Raw genomic sequence first — 14,994 nt, forward strand, 5'->3', positions numbered from 1 at the left:
GTACCGCGCCTTTCAGAGCTAAGCGGGCGTTGTCGCTTTTCTAATTATTCCCCTACCGGATAAGGTTCAATACGTTCCGATGGTTTCGGATGTTTGATCTTCGGCAGGATTTTATTCAATGGTACCGAACGTTTCAATTCATGCGTTTCCGGATCGGCTGGATCAAATTTATCCAGGAAGTTCATGACTTCTTTTACGATCGGAGTCGGAGTTGAAGCACCGGCAGTTACGCCGACAGTTTCAACGCCTTCAAGCCATTCAAGTTTCAATTCGGTCAAATCGGAAATGCGGTATGCCGGTGTGCCGGCGATGTCCTGTGATACCTGTGCAAGACGGTTCGAGTTATTGCTCATCGGATCGCCAATTACAATCAGCAGGTCAGCTTCACCGGCCTGTTCGGCAACGGCTTCCTGACGAACTTGTGTAGCAAGGCAAATTTCTTTATGGACTTCAGAATGAGGGAATTTTTCAGAGAGCCTTTCCATCATCGCTACAACATCCCATTGGCTCATGGTTGTCTGGTTGGTGATGATGATTTTATCGGCTGTCAATTCCAGATTGTTTACATCATCAACGTTTTCGACCAGGTGGACTAAATCAGGAGCGACGCCGATTGCGCCTTCCGGTTCAGGGTGTCCGCTCTTGCCGATATAAACGATGTGATAACCGTCTGCCGTTTTTTCACGGATCAGATCGTGCGTAACGGTAACGTCCGGGCAGGTTGCGTCAATCGACACAAGACCTTTGCGACGCGCCAGTTCACGAACTTGCGGAGAAACGCCGTGCGCTGTGAAAATGACGGTGCCTGATTCCACTTTTTCGAGGATCTCAAGGCGGTTAGGACCATCAAGTGTGATGATGCCATCCGCTTCGAATGCATCAGTAACGTGTTTATTGTGGACAATCATTCCTAATATATAGATGGGACGGGGCAAAGTCTCGTCCATTGCGGCATTCTTTGCAATAACCATGGCATCTACCACTCCATAGCAGTATCCTCTAGGCGATATTTTCATTACTTTCATCTGGTACCGCTCCTTTCAACAATCAATACTTTCATTATAACGGAGACGGCACAGCTTTACAAAAGTTGCATCGCGTAAAATAGCCGATTTATGCTATAATATACGGAGCGTAAGGAGGGAATTATATCCCATGACAAAATTTAACGAATACTCATTGAAACCATTCCTATTAGAGGCAGTGGAAAAACTCGGCTTTACAGAACCGACAGCAATTCAGAAACAGATTATGCCGCATATATTGAAAGGCAATAGTGCAATCGGCCAATCCCACACAGGGACGGGGAAGACGCATAGTTTCATCATTCCGATCGTCGAACGTATTGAAGTGGACCGCCAGGAAGTACAGGCAGTCATCGCAGCGCCGACACGTGAACTTGGAACACAGATCTACAATGAAATACTGCGCCTGACAGAAGGTTCAGGCATCGAAGTGAAATCATTTATCGGCGGAACGGATAAACAGCGTTCCATCAATAAATTGAAGACACAGCCGCATATCGTCATCGGTACACCGGGAAGATTGAAAGATATGGTCAACGAACGCGCATTATTCGTCCATACTGCAAAAATTCTTGTAGTTGATGAAGCGGATTTGGCGTTTGATATGGGCTTTATCGAAGAAATTGATCAAGTGGCAGGAAAAATGCAGGAAGACCTTGAAATGTATGTCTTTTCCGCCACAATTCCAGAAAAACTGAAACCATTCCTCAAAAAATACATGGAATCCCCAATCCATGTGAATCTGGGCGACAAACGGCCTACAGCTGAAGGACTTGATTTCTATCTTGTACCTGTCCGCAGCAAAAAGAAAATGGAACGCCTGAAAGATGTGATGGAAGTCATCAATCCATACTTGGCGATCATTTTCGTGAACACCCGTACCAATGCGGATTATGTCGCAGACCAATTAGCGAAAGACGGCATCAAAGTCGGACGTGTACATGGTGACCTTGCTCCCCGTGAGCGTGTCAAAATGATGAGACAGATCCGCGATCTTGAATATCAATATATCGTTGCTACAGATTTAGCTGCACGAGGCATTGATATCCAAGGGGTCAGCCATGTCATCAACTATGAATTGCCTGAAGACCTCGAATTCTTCATTCACCGTGTCGGACGAACTGCCCGTGCCGGAATGAAAGGCTTAGCCATTACGTTGTTCAAGCCTGAAGAAGACGACGCGATTGTCCGCGTTGAGAAAATGGGCATTCCTTTCCAACAAAAAGACATCGTTAAAGGCGAGTTTGTGGACTTGAAAGAGCGCCACAGCAGAAAAACGCGTGTCCGCACAACTAATGAAGCGGATGCGAAAGCCAAAACGATGGTCCACAAACCGAAATCGGTAAAACCGATGTATAAGAAAAAGATGAAGTGGAAAATGGACGAAATCAAAAAAGCGGAACGCAGAAAAAACCGCAAGAAATAAGGAGTCGAATTTATGTTACTCGGATCTCACGTATCGATGAGCGGCAAGAAAATGCTGCTTGCAGCCAGTGAAGAAGCAGCTTCCTATGGAGCGTCAACTTTCATGATCTATACCGGAGCACCGCAAAACTCGCGGCGCAAACCGATTGAAGAGCTTAATATAGAAGCAGGCAAGGCACATATGGCCGCAAATGGCTTATCAAATATTGTCGTGCATGCTCCTTATATCATCAATATTGCTAACACCCAAAAGCCTGAAACTTTTGCCCATGGCGTCGAATTTCTGCAAAAGGAAATTGAGCGTACTGCGGCTCTTGGTGCAAAACAGATTGTTCTTCACCCTGGAGCACATGTTGGTGCAGGAACAGAAGCAGGGATTGCGAAAATTATTGAAGGTCTTAACGAAGTGCTAAGCCAGGACTATCCAGTGAATATTGCCCTGGAAACCATGGCCGGCAAAGGCACGGAATGCGGACGCAATTTTGAAGAAATCGCAGCGATCATCAATGGCGTCACTAACAATGAACGGTTGTCTGTCTGCTTTGATACCTGCCATACGCATGATGCAGGATACAATATCAAAGAAGATTTTAACGGCGTCCTTGAACAGTTCGACCGCACTGTCGGAATTAAACGTCTGCAGGTGCTTCATATCAATGACAGCAAAAACGTAAGAGGGGCAGCCAAAGACCGCCATGAAAATATCGGCTTTGGCGAAATCGGATTCGAAGCCTTGAACGGCATTGTCCATCACCGCGATTTGAAGGATATTCCTAAAATCCTGGAAACACCGTATGTAGGTGCTGATCCCAAAAATAAAAAAGCGCCATATGCATTTGAAATCGAAATGTTCAAAGCGGGTGTCTTTTCACCCGGCGTAATAGAAGAAATGAAAGCTCCTCTTTAATAGAGGAGTTTTTTAGATTTTCTAGCAGATATAATTCGCTTCAATCATTACGCTGCATATCTTTTAATGTCTCGAAGCTAGCGCAGCGATACAGAGACAGGCGGACGCCTTCTTCTTCATTTTAATTCTGTGAAGCAATGTTGATATAGATTTTCTCAGTTAAGCTAATAATTTGAACCCTAGATTTATAAAAAGCGATTCAGAGATATGGAGCAAAACAGCGAAGACTCCCAGAGGAACAGAACCAGAGTTGGCTTTCCAACTCTGGTTCGAGCGAAGTGCTGAGATCCACTCGGGCGAAGGGGACCGAGTCCGAGTTAGCTCAGCGCAAGCCCCCAGGAAAGCGGAGCTGTATTGCGTAATATCGATTTCCATAAATTTTCTTTTAAGTTTAATAGGTTTACATTGCCTTGAAACTGACTTATACTTTTAAAATGTAAATCGTAATCATTATTAATTAGAAATGAGGCGGCTATATGGATGCGCCATTGATTGAAATTAAAGACATCAGTTTTGAATATGAAGAGACCAAAGCACTCGACAATATCTCAATGAAGGTGGAAAAAGGCGACTTTCTCGCGATCCTGGGCCCTAATGGATCGGGAAAATCAACCTTGCTGAAGATTATGCTCGGTTTGATAAAACCATCGAAGGGGTCTATTAAATTATTCGGAGTGGACTCAAAAAACTTCAAACACCGTGAATGGATCGGCTATGTCTCGCAGAAATCCAATTCATTCAATTCAGGATTCCCGGCTACTGTACAGGAAGTTGTGGCAGGGGGGCTAGCTAAAAAAGCGGGACTATTCCGCCGTCTGCCGAAAACGGTTGATGAAGATGTACTGGATGCATTGAAGTCGGTAGGGATGGAAGATTTTCTCGACCGAAGCATCAGCGAATTATCCGGCGGCCAACAGCAGCGGGTATTCATTGCCCGCGCTTTGGTGGCAAAACCCAAAATGCTGATTCTGGATGAGCCGACTGTCGGCATCGATCATCAGAATGTACAGGCATTCTACGATATGCTGGCTGCTCTTAACCGGGAGAAGAATATTACGCTCGTTATGGTGACACACGATGTGGATACGGTAACTGACCGGATATCCCATGTTGCCTGCTTGAACCAAACTATTCATTTCCACGGCTTTAAAGAGCAATTCCAAACCTTGAGTGATGAAGAACGCGCTTCCTGGTACGGGCATTCCGTCCGTAAAATCCATCATGTGGGAGGCGCACATTGACAATGATTGATGCTATTTTTACTTACGAATTTTTACAGAATGCCTTTGGCGCCGGTCTGATCATCGGGGTCATTGCACCGCTGCTCGGTGTCTTCATCGTCGTGCGCAGGCTGTCGCTTATTGCGGATGCCTTAAGCCATGTAACGCTAGCCGGAATTGCCGGCAGCCTCTATTTAAGCCAAAGTGTCGCAGTTTTCTCGGCATTGAACCCGCTTTTCCTCGGAATCGCCGCTTCTGTCGGGGGATCTGTTTTGATTGAACGGCTGCGGACACTGTATAAACATTACGAGGAATTGGCGATACCGATTATTCTCTCTGCAGGAATCGGTTTTGGTGCCATATTCATCTCTCTTGCACAAGGATTTTCAAATGATCTATTCGGCTATCTGTTCGGATCGGTTTCGGCTGTCAGCAGGGAGGACCTGTTGATTGTCGTCGCTATCGCAATAGTGGTTCTTGCATTTATCGTAATTTTTTTCAAGGAACTGTTCGTTTTGTCATTTGACGATGAATACGCCAAGGCTTCAGGATTGCCGGCAAAATGGATTCATTTCATGTTCATGATCGTAACGGCGCTCGTCATAGCGGGTTCGATGCGCATCGTGGGAATTCTGCTTGTATCATCTCTGATGACGATTCCAGTGGCAGCTGCTATGCGAGTAGCAAAGAGCTTTAAACAGACGATTACATTGTCTATCATCTTTGGTGAGGCATCCGTCATAGCGGGGCTGATATCAGCGTTTTATTTTGATCTGGCGCCAGGTGGAACAATAGTCGTCACATCGATTTTATTATTATTGCTAGTCTTGATCTATAAAAAAATTGCTGTAAGTGTAAAGAGAGGGGCGATTGCATGAATCTCGTAAAAGCGTGGGATATTCTGAAGGAAAACGGCTATAAGGAAACTTCAAAGCGCAATCAGATACTGGAGTTGTTCGTGAATGACGACCGTTACCTCACGGCACGTGATCTTTTGGATGTCATGCAAAAAGATTATCCGAGCATGAGCTATGATACGGTCTACCGCAATTTGGCGACTTTCGTCAGCCTCGGAATACTGGAAGAGACGGAACTGTCGGGTGAACGCCATTTCCGCATGCACTGTGAAAGTGATTCCCATCATCATCATTTCATCTGCATGGACTGCGGCAAAATAAAGGAAATTCCAGTTTGCCCGATGGATATGCTTGGAGCTGCGCTGCCAGCGTATGAAATCGATAACCATAAATTCGAAATCTATGGAAAATGTCCTGCATGTAAATAATAATTAGTTGAAAAAAGCCGATTGCTCAGAGAAGCAATCGGCTTTTTTCTATTTGTTTTGAGTTGTTAATGCGCTTTGAATTCCAAATTCGTTATCTACCCACTGTTCAGCTTCAAGCCAATTATAAACCCGAATGACCTTGTCGGGAATCGGATCCTGATTGTAAGGGGTATTGAACAGGATAACCGGAATATCGAGCTCTTCACTGATTTCTACAGCGTTGTCATGTTTGTCCTCGAAAAAGAGGTCTACATTATGGCGTTTCGCTGCAGCAATCTTTTTATGGGTGCCGATCAATTCAATGTGATCGTAGGCGATGGCATGTTTTTTGAACCACTCGAACGTAATATCCATTACGTTCTCGCCGCGAGCGGAGATATAGAATAATTCATATTGCTCTTTCCACTGGTTCAGAATATTTTTAGCGTTTTCCGACACTGGGGAAGAAGCGTATATGGTTGACTCCGCTTCCCGGAACCAGGAATAGAATTCTCCAGGCTCCAAATGGGGAAGGGCGGATGTAAGGTCATACTCTTTTATGTCATCCAAGGTCAATTCACTGTTGAATTGCTTGTTAATATGAGGGATCAGCGACGTCGGTGAAGTCACTGTCCCGTCAATATCGATTCCGAAACGGTATCTCATAGCATCACTACCTTAAACTTGTTGTTTTTCCGCTTCCGCTTTTTCTGCGGCTTGCTTATCGAAATATTCTTGTGCAAGTTTATCGATTTCTATTTTCAGCTCTTCTACCATTGTATCTTCCGGCACTTTGCGTACAGTCTTGCCGTGCATGAACAGTAATCCTTCACCGCGGGCACCCGCGATGCCGATATCCGCTTCACGCGCTTCTCCCGGTCCGTTTACAGCACAGCCAAGAACAGCTACTTTAAGCGGAGCTTTTATATGGGAAATATATTCTTCGACTTCATTGGCGATCGAAATCAAGTCAATTTCGATTCGTCCGCAAGTTGGGCAGGAGATCAATGTTGCGGCATTTGATGAAAGGCCGAACACTTTCAGCATTTCACGTGCCACTTTCACTTCTTCGACAGGATCGGCACTTAAAGAAACACGAAGCGTATTGCCGATGCCTTTTTGCAGTAAGGCACCCAGGCCTGCTGCTGATTTTACTGTTCCAGAGAATAAAGTTCCTGATTCAGTGATGCCAAGATGCAGCGGATAATCGAATGCTTTCGATGCTTTTTCGTATGCTTCTACCGCAAGCTGAACATCAGACGCTTTCAACGATACGATGATGTCATGGAAATCGAGGTCTTCAAGGATTTTAATATGGTGAAGAGCACTTTCAACCATGCCATCAGCAGTCGGATAACCGTATTTCTCTAAAATTTTACGCTCCAGAGATCCGGCATTTACGCCGATGCGAATCGGGATACCTTTTGCTTTACATGCATTGACGACTGCTTCGACTTTTTCACGTCTGCCGATATTACCTGGGTTGATGCGGATTTTATCAGCACCCTGCTCAATTGCAATCAGCGCTAATTTATAGTCAAAGTGGATATCGACAACAAGAGGGATGTTAATGCGCTTTTTGATCTCGCCGATAGCATATGCTGCGCGTTCATCCGGACATGCTACACGGACAACCTGGCAACCTGCTTCCTCGAGGCGTAGGATTTCAGCGACTGTCGCTTCCACGTCATGTGTTTTTGTTGTTGCCATACTTTGAATGAAAAGTTCATTGCTGCCGCCGATTGTGATGTCTCCAACTTTAACGGGGCGTGTTTTTGAACGGTGAATGATCTCACTCATTAATTATCTCTCCTTTTGGGATATTCCGGCTGATGCGCCGATCCCGGTTTTCTTCTGCCGGATTGTTGGAGGAAATGATTTCCTCCCCGGTACTAAGGGATGTCTATTGCTATTTTAGCAGTCACGGCTTGTAAAATACAAGAAAGAGCTTTTATAACCTAATTGCGCTGCGGCGGCTTTTTGGGATAATACTTGATTGCCAGATAAAGATAAACCAAAGTTAGCAGCGATATCAACAGCGGGAGCCATTCGCTTTTTGTAAAATAGCCGACAGCAAATGATAATATTGTCGGAAATGTGACGCCGAGAGCTGCAGTCCGCCACAGATGCCGGTATTCTCCGCGGCGCTTACGGGCTTTAAGAATCGCCATGCCAATCCAGGCGAATATACTGATCTTTATAAAGTGGTAAAGAGTAGTGGAAACAAATAGCAATACAAACGCCAAAGGATAAAGCAGCCACTCGATTTCTTCTATATAAACGAGTAAGCCCTCCAAGTCGCCAGAAACGCTGTTCAAGCCTATGACAAACTCGATAAAAGCAACGATTGTCAGAAGCAGGATAAAGAGAAATACGAAGCGCATCATTTTGCCTATCGTTAGTATCCTGACGGCTGCCTGCTTTTTAGGTTCCATTAAACTGGCCTTAAACAATTGATAAATGTTCAATTTCATCTTCCTTTCATACATGTTTATATCCTACCATGATATTAATTCGAAAAAATTTCGCTTTGTTACGGGAATGTAAATTTTTATTAAAGGTATTTACATTTCGCTATAGAACTATTCATAATAGACAAGGTGTCAATACGCTAATCTAGGAGTGATTGTTAATCGTGGAAATGAACTGGCAAGAAATACTATTCGCCTTCTTTGGCGGACTTGGTGTATTCCTTTTCTCCATTAAATATATGGGGGACGCTTTACAAAAAGCAGCAGGGGACAAACTCCGGGATATATTGGATCGTTTTACAACCAATCCATTTATGGGAGTCTTGGTTGGTATTGTCGTTACTATTCTAATTCAGTCCAGTTCAGGTACGACAGTTATTGTCGTCGGTCTGGTAAGTGCCGGCTTTATGACATTACGCCAGGCAATCGGAGTTATCATGGGAGCAAATATCGGTACGACCGTAACGGCTTTCATCATCGGACTTGATGTAGGTGCTTACGCTTTGCCGATTATGGCAGTCGGTGCTTTCCTGATATTCTTCTTCAAGAAAAATAAAGTACAGAATATCGGTCAGGTTATTTTCGGTTTCGGAGGCTTATTCTTCGGGATGGAAACGATGAGCGGAGCCATGAAACCATTGCGCGAATTGCCGGCCTTCATCGATATGACGGTCAATTTGAGCGAAATGCCAATTTTAGGTGTAGCAGTAGGAACCGTCTTCACTTTAATTGTCCAAAGTTCAAGTGGTACCATTGCAATCCTGCAGGGTCTTTACGCTGAGGGGCTTGTAGATTTGAAAGCGGCGCTTCCTGTACTTTTCGGTGATAATATCGGTACAACCATTACAGCGGTTCTTGCTGCATTAGGTACATCCGTTGCAGCCCGCCGTACAGCAGCAGTCCATGTCCTATTCAACGTTATAGGATCTGTTATCTTCCTGATTTTGCTTGTGCCATTCACAGCTTATGTAGCTTGGCTCGGCAGCACATTGGGATTGGAACCGAAAATGGAAATCGCATTTGCTCACGGAACATTCAACATTGCAAATACAATCATCCAATTCCCATTAATTGGGCTTTGGGCTTATCTTGTAACCAGGTTGATACCGGGTGAAGAAGTGACAATCGAATTCAAACCGAAGCATCTCGACATTCATTTCATCGAACAATCTCCTTCGATTGCGCTTGGACAGGCAAAAGAGGAAATCCTTCGCATGGGTCAGTATTCGGTGCAGGGACTTCAGGAAACATATGAATATCTAAAAACCAAGAGTTCTAAAAATGCAGAAACCGGTTACCAGCTGGAGGATGCAATAAACAATCTGGACGGCAAAATCACTGATTATCTTGTATTGATTTCAGCGGAATCGATTTCAGCAGCAGATTCAACACGCCATACCATGCTGATGGAAACTGTCCGTGATATCGAACGAATCGGTGACCATTTCGAAAACATCATTGAATTGATCGATTATCAGGTAAATAACCGGGTAAATCTTACTGAAGATGCAATGGAAGATTTGAAAGAAATGTTCACGTTGACTATTGCAACAGTCCAAAAAGCTTTGGATGCACTTGATACGACAAGCCATGAGCTTGCCCGTGAAGTTGCGGAACAGGAAGATCTGATTGATAAGATGGAACGCAAATTCCGTAAGAAACATATCCTTCGTTTAAATGAAGGGACATGTTCTGCACAGGCCGGAATTGTGTTCGTTGACATCGTCAGCAACCTTGAGCGAATCGGTGACCACTCAGTTAACATTGCGGAAGCTATTCTGGGCAACCGTGCTTAAGAAAAGCGGCAACACTTTCACCAAAATATTTTCATGACATTAATAATCTCCTTTTCATCTTTCTTTACATTTTAAAAAATGTAAGGCACGATGGAAGGGAGTTTTTAATTCAAAAAGATTTATTTACTTTATTTTATTTGTAAAAGCTATAAAAGGAGCGGATTTTGTCCAGACTTTAACGGTCTGAACTGGCGCATACGCTTTTCTTAAGGGGAGGAACGGCTATGGAAGCATTGGAAGTGATCGGCTGGATTGTTGTTTTACTGTTTTTTGTAATAGGATTTATCGGTTTGGTGTATCCCGTCATACCAGCAGTGCTGTTTATCTTCGGCGGATTTATCATGTACGGCCTGTTTTTCGAGTTTGCAGACCTGCCTTGGTGGTTCTGGCTAATCCAATTATTGTTCGTCGGCCTGCTTTTCAGCGCAGACGCCTTATCCAATGCCTATACCGTCAAACGTTTTGGCGGATCAAGGGCCGGATTCTGGGGAAGTATGCTTGGCCTTATCATCGGACCTTTTGTAATACCGATCATAGGTATAATCATCGGACCGTTCGTTGGAGCAATTGGTGCAGAACTGATTTTTAACCGGTCAAACTTCAAACAGGCTTTCAGATCCGGAATCGGTTCCGTTGTTGGTTTTATTACTTCGGTATTCACGAAAGGTATTATCCAATTGGTTATGGTGATTTTGTTCTTTATCGTGGTTTAACTCAGTCGAAGGTCTGATTAAACTGGATGTTCATGCATTTTAATTGTATCAACTTGTAAACTTTGATACGCTAGGAAAGTAGAACAATAGACTCAAGGAGGAATTTAATCATGGCTTATGAATTACCGGAACTACCTTACGCGTATGACGCACTGGAACCACACATCGACAAAGAGACGATGAATATTCACCACACGAAACACCATAATACTTATGTAACTAATGTAAATGCTGCCTTGGAAGGCCACGACGATCTTTCTTCAAAATCTGTAGAAGAATTGATTTCTGATTTGAACGCTGTTCCTGAAGATATTCGTACAGCTGTTCGCAATAACGGCGGAGGACATGCCAACCACTCATTATTCTGGCAATTGTTGACTCCAAACGGCACTGGCGCTCCATCAGGTGCACTTGCGGAAGCAATCGACAGCAAGTTCGGAAGCTTTGACGAATTCAAAACGAAATTCGAAAATGCCGGAAAAACTCGCTTTGGTTCAGGCTGGGCTTGGCTTGTTCTATCTAACGGCGAATTGGAAGTAACTTCAACTGCTAACCAGGATTCTCCATTGATGGACGGCAAAACGCCGATTCTTGGCGTTGATGTTTGGGAACATGCTTACTACTTGAAATACCAGAACAAACGCCCTGACTATTTGGCTGCTTTCTGGAACGTAGTAAACTGGGACGAAGTATCAAAACGCTACGAAGCTGCTAAATAATAAACAATAAATGAAACCTGACACACACTTTTTCGTCTGAAAAAGTGTGTGTTTTTTATTGTTCGATGATATACTAGCTTTTGGATATTTCACCGGAAGGAGACCTTTACTAAATGACCCAACCCACTAAGAGGAGAGTAAGCCAAGCGAAGTCGAAGCTGAAATCCCATACCGTCTTTCGCATGAATGTCCTTTTTTTCTCCATTTTCCTGCTTTTCTCAATGCTGATCCTGAGACTTGGCTATCTGCAAATCGTTAAAGGCGAGGATTATGCGCGTGCGCTTGCAAGAACGGAAGAAGTGCCTGTCAATACCAGTGTGCCAAGAGGCCGCATTTTTGACAGCGAAGGCCGCGTTCTTGTTGACAACGATCCGGTCAGTGCCATTACATATACGGCAATGCAGACGACAAAGCGCTCTGAAATGCTGGACACTGCAAGAGAACTGGCGAAACTGATTGAAAAAGACGATAAACGTGTTACCGAACGGGATAAACAGGATTTTTATATATTGCTTAACACTGAGGAAGCAACAGCGAAAGTAACGGATGAAGAACGACAAGCTATACAAAATGAAGAAATCACTGAAAAAGAAAAGCAACGCAAACTGGATACGCTGATACGCGAAAAGATTTCGGAAGAAGAGTTAGGAAGTTTAACTGCTGAAGATATTGAAACTTTGGCTATTTTCCGCGAAATGACATCAGGTTATGCACTGTCTCCGCAAATTATTAAAAACGAAGACGTGACACCGGAAGAATTTGCCCGTGTATCGGAAAGATTGACTGACCCGAAACTGAAAGGGGTCAATACGATTACTGACTGGAAACGGGTAAAGACAAGTGACCTGACGATTCTTGGCAGCACCACTACACCGGAACAGGGAATTCCTTCGAGCAGCCTTGAATATTATCTGGCACGCGATTACTCTCGCAATGACCGTGTTGGAACAAGTTTTTTAGAACAAGAATATGAACATGTGTTGCAGGGGCAAAAATCTGTAGTGAAAAATATCACAGATGGCAGAGGCCGCGTAATTGATACGATTCCTGCAGATGAAGGGAAACCGGGCAAAGACTTGATGCTGACGATTGACAGTGAATTGCAGTCTTCTGTAGAAGATATTGTAGAAAAGCATTTACGCCAATTAAAAGCAGGCCCCAATTCGCAGTTAGTGAAAGATGCCTATCTTGTCATGATGGATCCCCGCACGGGTGAAATCCTTTCAATGGTCGGCAAGCGGATTGACCGGGATGAAAATGGAAAAATGGTAATTCAAGATCATTCCTATGCAGCAGTAACTGCCGCTTATGCGTCCGGTTCTTCTGTCAAAGGTGCGACTCTTTTGACCGGCTATGCCCAGGATGCAGTGGAAATGAACGAATATTTGGTTGACGAACCTCTACAGATTAAAGACACGCCACTCAAAAGGTCTATATTCAATAAATCACTATTCAATAGAATACAGATGTCTGATCTTATGGCGATTGAACGTTCATCCAACGTTTATATGTTTAAAATTGCATTAAAGATTGCGAATGAAACTTATGCTTATAAAGAACCGATTGATATTTCAGCCAGCAGTTTTGATACAATGCGGAATTCATTTTCCCAGTTTGGACTTGGTGTAAAAACGGGCATTGACCTTCCTTTTGAAGGAACTGGCTATAATGGCGGTTCAAGCGATGGAAGTAAGATACTCGACTTTGCTATAGGCCAGTATGATACGTATACCCCTATGCAATTGGCTCAATACATTTCAACAATTGCTAATGACGGTTACCGTATGGAGCCGCATCTTGTGAAAGAAATACGGGGGCCATCAACAGACGGAAAGAACCTGGGCCCTGTGGAAACTGTCATCGAGCCGAAAATACTGAACCGAATCAGCAATTCACAGGCTGAAATTGATCATCTCAAAAAAGGGATGCGCAATGTTTATATTGGAAGCCAAGGTTCAGCCAGAGCCTATTTCAAGGATGCTGACTATACAGCTGCCGGAAAAACAGGTACTGCTGAAGTTCAATTCTATGACGATAAAACGAACCCTTACTATACTAAAGATTCCATCACAACAACGCATGTTGGTTTTGCGCCATATGAGAACCCAGAAGTTGCTTATGCTGTGATGATTCCTTATATTACGACAAATACTAGTATAGTGCCTCCGACAAGCAACATGATTGTACGGGAAGCACTCGATAAATACTTCGAACTCCGCGAAACAAAAATGGAGGAGTCTCCGTCGGTCATTAAAGCTCCTTATTCAAATGAATTAATTGAAGAAGGCGAAGAAGAACCGATAGACGCTGAAAATGAATAAGACTGAAAGCCCGTTCTGCCCGATAAGCAGAACGGGCTTTTTTGTATCCTTAATTTTAATTTTCACATTTACAATTTCTTAACAATGGCTTTATACGTCCTCAACAATCGTTCTTTATAGTTAAGACTGTAAACAAAACAAACTATTTGGGGGCGTAACTGATGAAAAACTGGAAATTCAAAATGGCTTCAACAATTCTTGGCTCGACGATGCTGCTGGCAGCGTGTGGAGGCGGCACTGACGAAGGAAGCCAGGCACAGGAAAACGGTTCAGCAACAGCCGGAGAAGTTGAAGGTTCAGTTTCAGGGGATGGATCATCTACAGTAGCACCAATTATGGAAGGTATTGTAGAAGAATACGCTGGCGCACAGCCTGGTGTTCAGGTGCAAGTTGGCGTCTCTGGCACAGGCGGCGGTTTCGAGAAATTCATGCAAGGTGAAACAGATTTCTCAAATGCATCACGCCCTATTAAAGAAGAGGAAATCGCTGCTCTTGAAGAAGCGGGAATCGATTATACGGAATTTCTGCTAGCGTATGACGGATTGTCAGTTGTGGTCAGCCAGGAAAATGACTGGGTTGAAGATTTAACGGTCGAAGACTTGAAAAAACTTTGGGTCGAAGATGGTTCTGAGAAAAAATGGTCAGACATCAACCCGGAATGGCCTGATGAAGAAGTCGTATTCTATGCACCAGGAACAGATTCAGGTACATTCGATTACTTCAATGAAGTCATCCTTGAAGATGAGGATCTGGTAAGCTCAGCTACACTTTCTGAGGATGATAACACATTGGTTCAAGGTATCCAAGCTGATCCGAATGCAATAGGATTCTTCGGATATGCTTATTATGTAGCGAATAAAGATACGTTGAAAGTTGTTAAAATCGATGGTGTTGAACCGACAAATGAAACAATTGAGTCCGGTGAATACTCACCGTTATCACGTCCGCTGTTCACATACGTGAGTAATGACTCTGCGAGTGAAAACGAAGCGGCTTATGATTTCTTTGAATACGCACTTGAAAATGCCGGTGCAATGGCCGAGGCGGTTGGTTATGTAGCATTGCCGGAAGAAGAATATGAAAAAGGCTTGGCCGACTTGGAAGCTTTGAAATAATCTGAGATAGTCCAGAAA

The 14,994-nt window shown here is 43.9% G+C and carries 14 protein-coding genes; 10 read left to right on the top strand and 4 right to left on the bottom strand.

Features of this window, described 5'->3' with window-relative positions:
• Window positions 1–44: 44 nt before the first annotated feature.
• A complete protein-coding gene (locus tag AC2Q9J_RS08085) occupies window positions 45–1,025 on the bottom strand; it encodes a 4-hydroxy-3-methylbut-2-enyl diphosphate reductase (RefSeq protein ID WP_499038827.1) in 981 nt (326 codons plus the stop codon).
• A gap of 130 nt (window positions 1,026–1,155) precedes the next feature.
• Here AC2Q9J_RS08085 and AC2Q9J_RS08090 point away from each other — a divergent pair, with 130 nt between their 5' ends.
• The 5 genes from AC2Q9J_RS08090 to AC2Q9J_RS08110 all read left to right on the top strand — a co-directional run bounded on the left by AC2Q9J_RS08090 (window position 1,156) and on the right by AC2Q9J_RS08110 (window position 5,862).
• Window positions 1,156–2,451: a DEAD/DEAH box helicase gene (locus AC2Q9J_RS08090; protein WP_499038829.1), complete on the top strand. Its 1,296-nt coding sequence runs from the start codon at window positions 1,156–1,158 to the stop codon at window positions 2,449–2,451.
• Between the two features lie 12 nt (window positions 2,452–2,463).
• Window positions 2,464–3,357: a deoxyribonuclease IV gene (locus AC2Q9J_RS08095; protein ID WP_499038832.1), complete on the top strand. Its 894-nt coding sequence runs from the start codon at window positions 2,464–2,466 to the stop codon at window positions 3,355–3,357.
• Between the two features lie 476 nt (window positions 3,358–3,833).
• The gene (locus tag AC2Q9J_RS08100; RefSeq protein WP_499038833.1) at window positions 3,834–4,598 is read left to right on the top strand and encodes a metal ABC transporter ATP-binding protein; all 765 of its coding nucleotides are present in this window, start codon (window positions 3,834–3,836) and stop codon (window positions 4,596–4,598) included.
• Between the two features lie 2 nt (window positions 4,599–4,600).
• Window positions 4,601–5,455: a metal ABC transporter permease gene (locus AC2Q9J_RS08105; protein WP_499039123.1), complete on the top strand. Its 855-nt coding sequence runs from the start codon at window positions 4,601–4,603 to the stop codon at window positions 5,453–5,455.
• The gene (locus AC2Q9J_RS08110; RefSeq protein ID WP_084246114.1) at window positions 5,452–5,862 is read left to right on the top strand and encodes a Fur family transcriptional regulator; all 411 of its coding nucleotides are present in this window, start codon (window positions 5,452–5,454) and stop codon (window positions 5,860–5,862) included. Before AC2Q9J_RS08105 ends, AC2Q9J_RS08110 begins: the two co-directional genes overlap by 4 nt.
• A 48-nt stretch (window positions 5,863–5,910) precedes the next feature.
• On the opposite strand, the gene AC2Q9J_RS08115 is transcribed toward AC2Q9J_RS08110, so the two are convergent.
• From AC2Q9J_RS08115 to AC2Q9J_RS08125, 3 genes are all read right to left on the bottom strand, one after another.
• Window positions 5,911–6,507: a hypothetical protein gene (locus AC2Q9J_RS08115; protein WP_084246112.1), complete on the bottom strand. Its 597-nt coding sequence runs from the start codon at window positions 6,505–6,507 to the stop codon at window positions 5,911–5,913.
• Between the two features lie 12 nt (window positions 6,508–6,519).
• Window positions 6,520–7,641, bottom strand: a complete 1,122-nt coding sequence (ispG, locus tag AC2Q9J_RS08120; RefSeq protein WP_499038836.1) for a flavodoxin-dependent (E)-4-hydroxy-3-methylbut-2-enyl-diphosphate synthase — start codon at window positions 7,639–7,641, stop codon at window positions 6,520–6,522.
• 158 nt (window positions 7,642–7,799) lie between these two features.
• Window positions 7,800–8,309 carry a DUF1189 family protein gene (locus AC2Q9J_RS08125; RefSeq protein WP_499038837.1) on the bottom strand — a complete coding sequence of 170 codons (510 nt, stop codon included), beginning with the start codon at window positions 8,307–8,309 and terminating at the stop codon, window positions 7,800–7,802.
• Between the two features lie 167 nt (window positions 8,310–8,476).
• Here AC2Q9J_RS08125 and AC2Q9J_RS08130 point away from each other — a divergent pair, with 167 nt between their 5' ends.
• From AC2Q9J_RS08130 to AC2Q9J_RS08150, 5 genes are all read left to right on the top strand, one after another.
• The gene (locus AC2Q9J_RS08130) at window positions 8,477–10,108 is read left to right on the top strand and encodes a Na/Pi cotransporter family protein (RefSeq protein WP_499038839.1); all 1,632 of its coding nucleotides are present in this window, start codon (window positions 8,477–8,479) and stop codon (window positions 10,106–10,108) included.
• Window positions 10,109–10,341: 233 nt separating this feature from the next.
• Window positions 10,342–10,821, top strand: coding sequence for a DUF456 domain-containing protein (locus tag AC2Q9J_RS08135; RefSeq protein WP_499039125.1), 480 nt, complete (start codon window positions 10,342–10,344; stop codon window positions 10,819–10,821).
• A gap of 110 nt (window positions 10,822–10,931) precedes the next feature.
• Window positions 10,932–11,540 carry a superoxide dismutase gene (locus AC2Q9J_RS08140; RefSeq protein ID WP_499038841.1) on the top strand — a complete coding sequence of 203 codons (609 nt, stop codon included), beginning with the start codon at window positions 10,932–10,934 and terminating at the stop codon, window positions 11,538–11,540.
• A 113-nt stretch (window positions 11,541–11,653) separates the two neighbouring features.
• Entirely contained in the window at window positions 11,654–13,861 is a 2,208-nt protein-coding gene (locus tag AC2Q9J_RS08145) for a peptidoglycan D,D-transpeptidase FtsI family protein (protein WP_499038843.1), read from the top strand.
• A gap of 161 nt (window positions 13,862–14,022) precedes the next feature.
• A complete protein-coding gene (locus AC2Q9J_RS08150; RefSeq protein ID WP_499038845.1) occupies window positions 14,023–14,976 on the top strand; it encodes a PstS family phosphate ABC transporter substrate-binding protein in 954 nt (317 codons plus the stop codon).
• Window positions 14,977–14,994: the final 18 nt, after the last annotated feature.

The sequence above is a fragment of the Planococcus sp. RAB007_Raresut genome, from assembly GCF_057369535.1.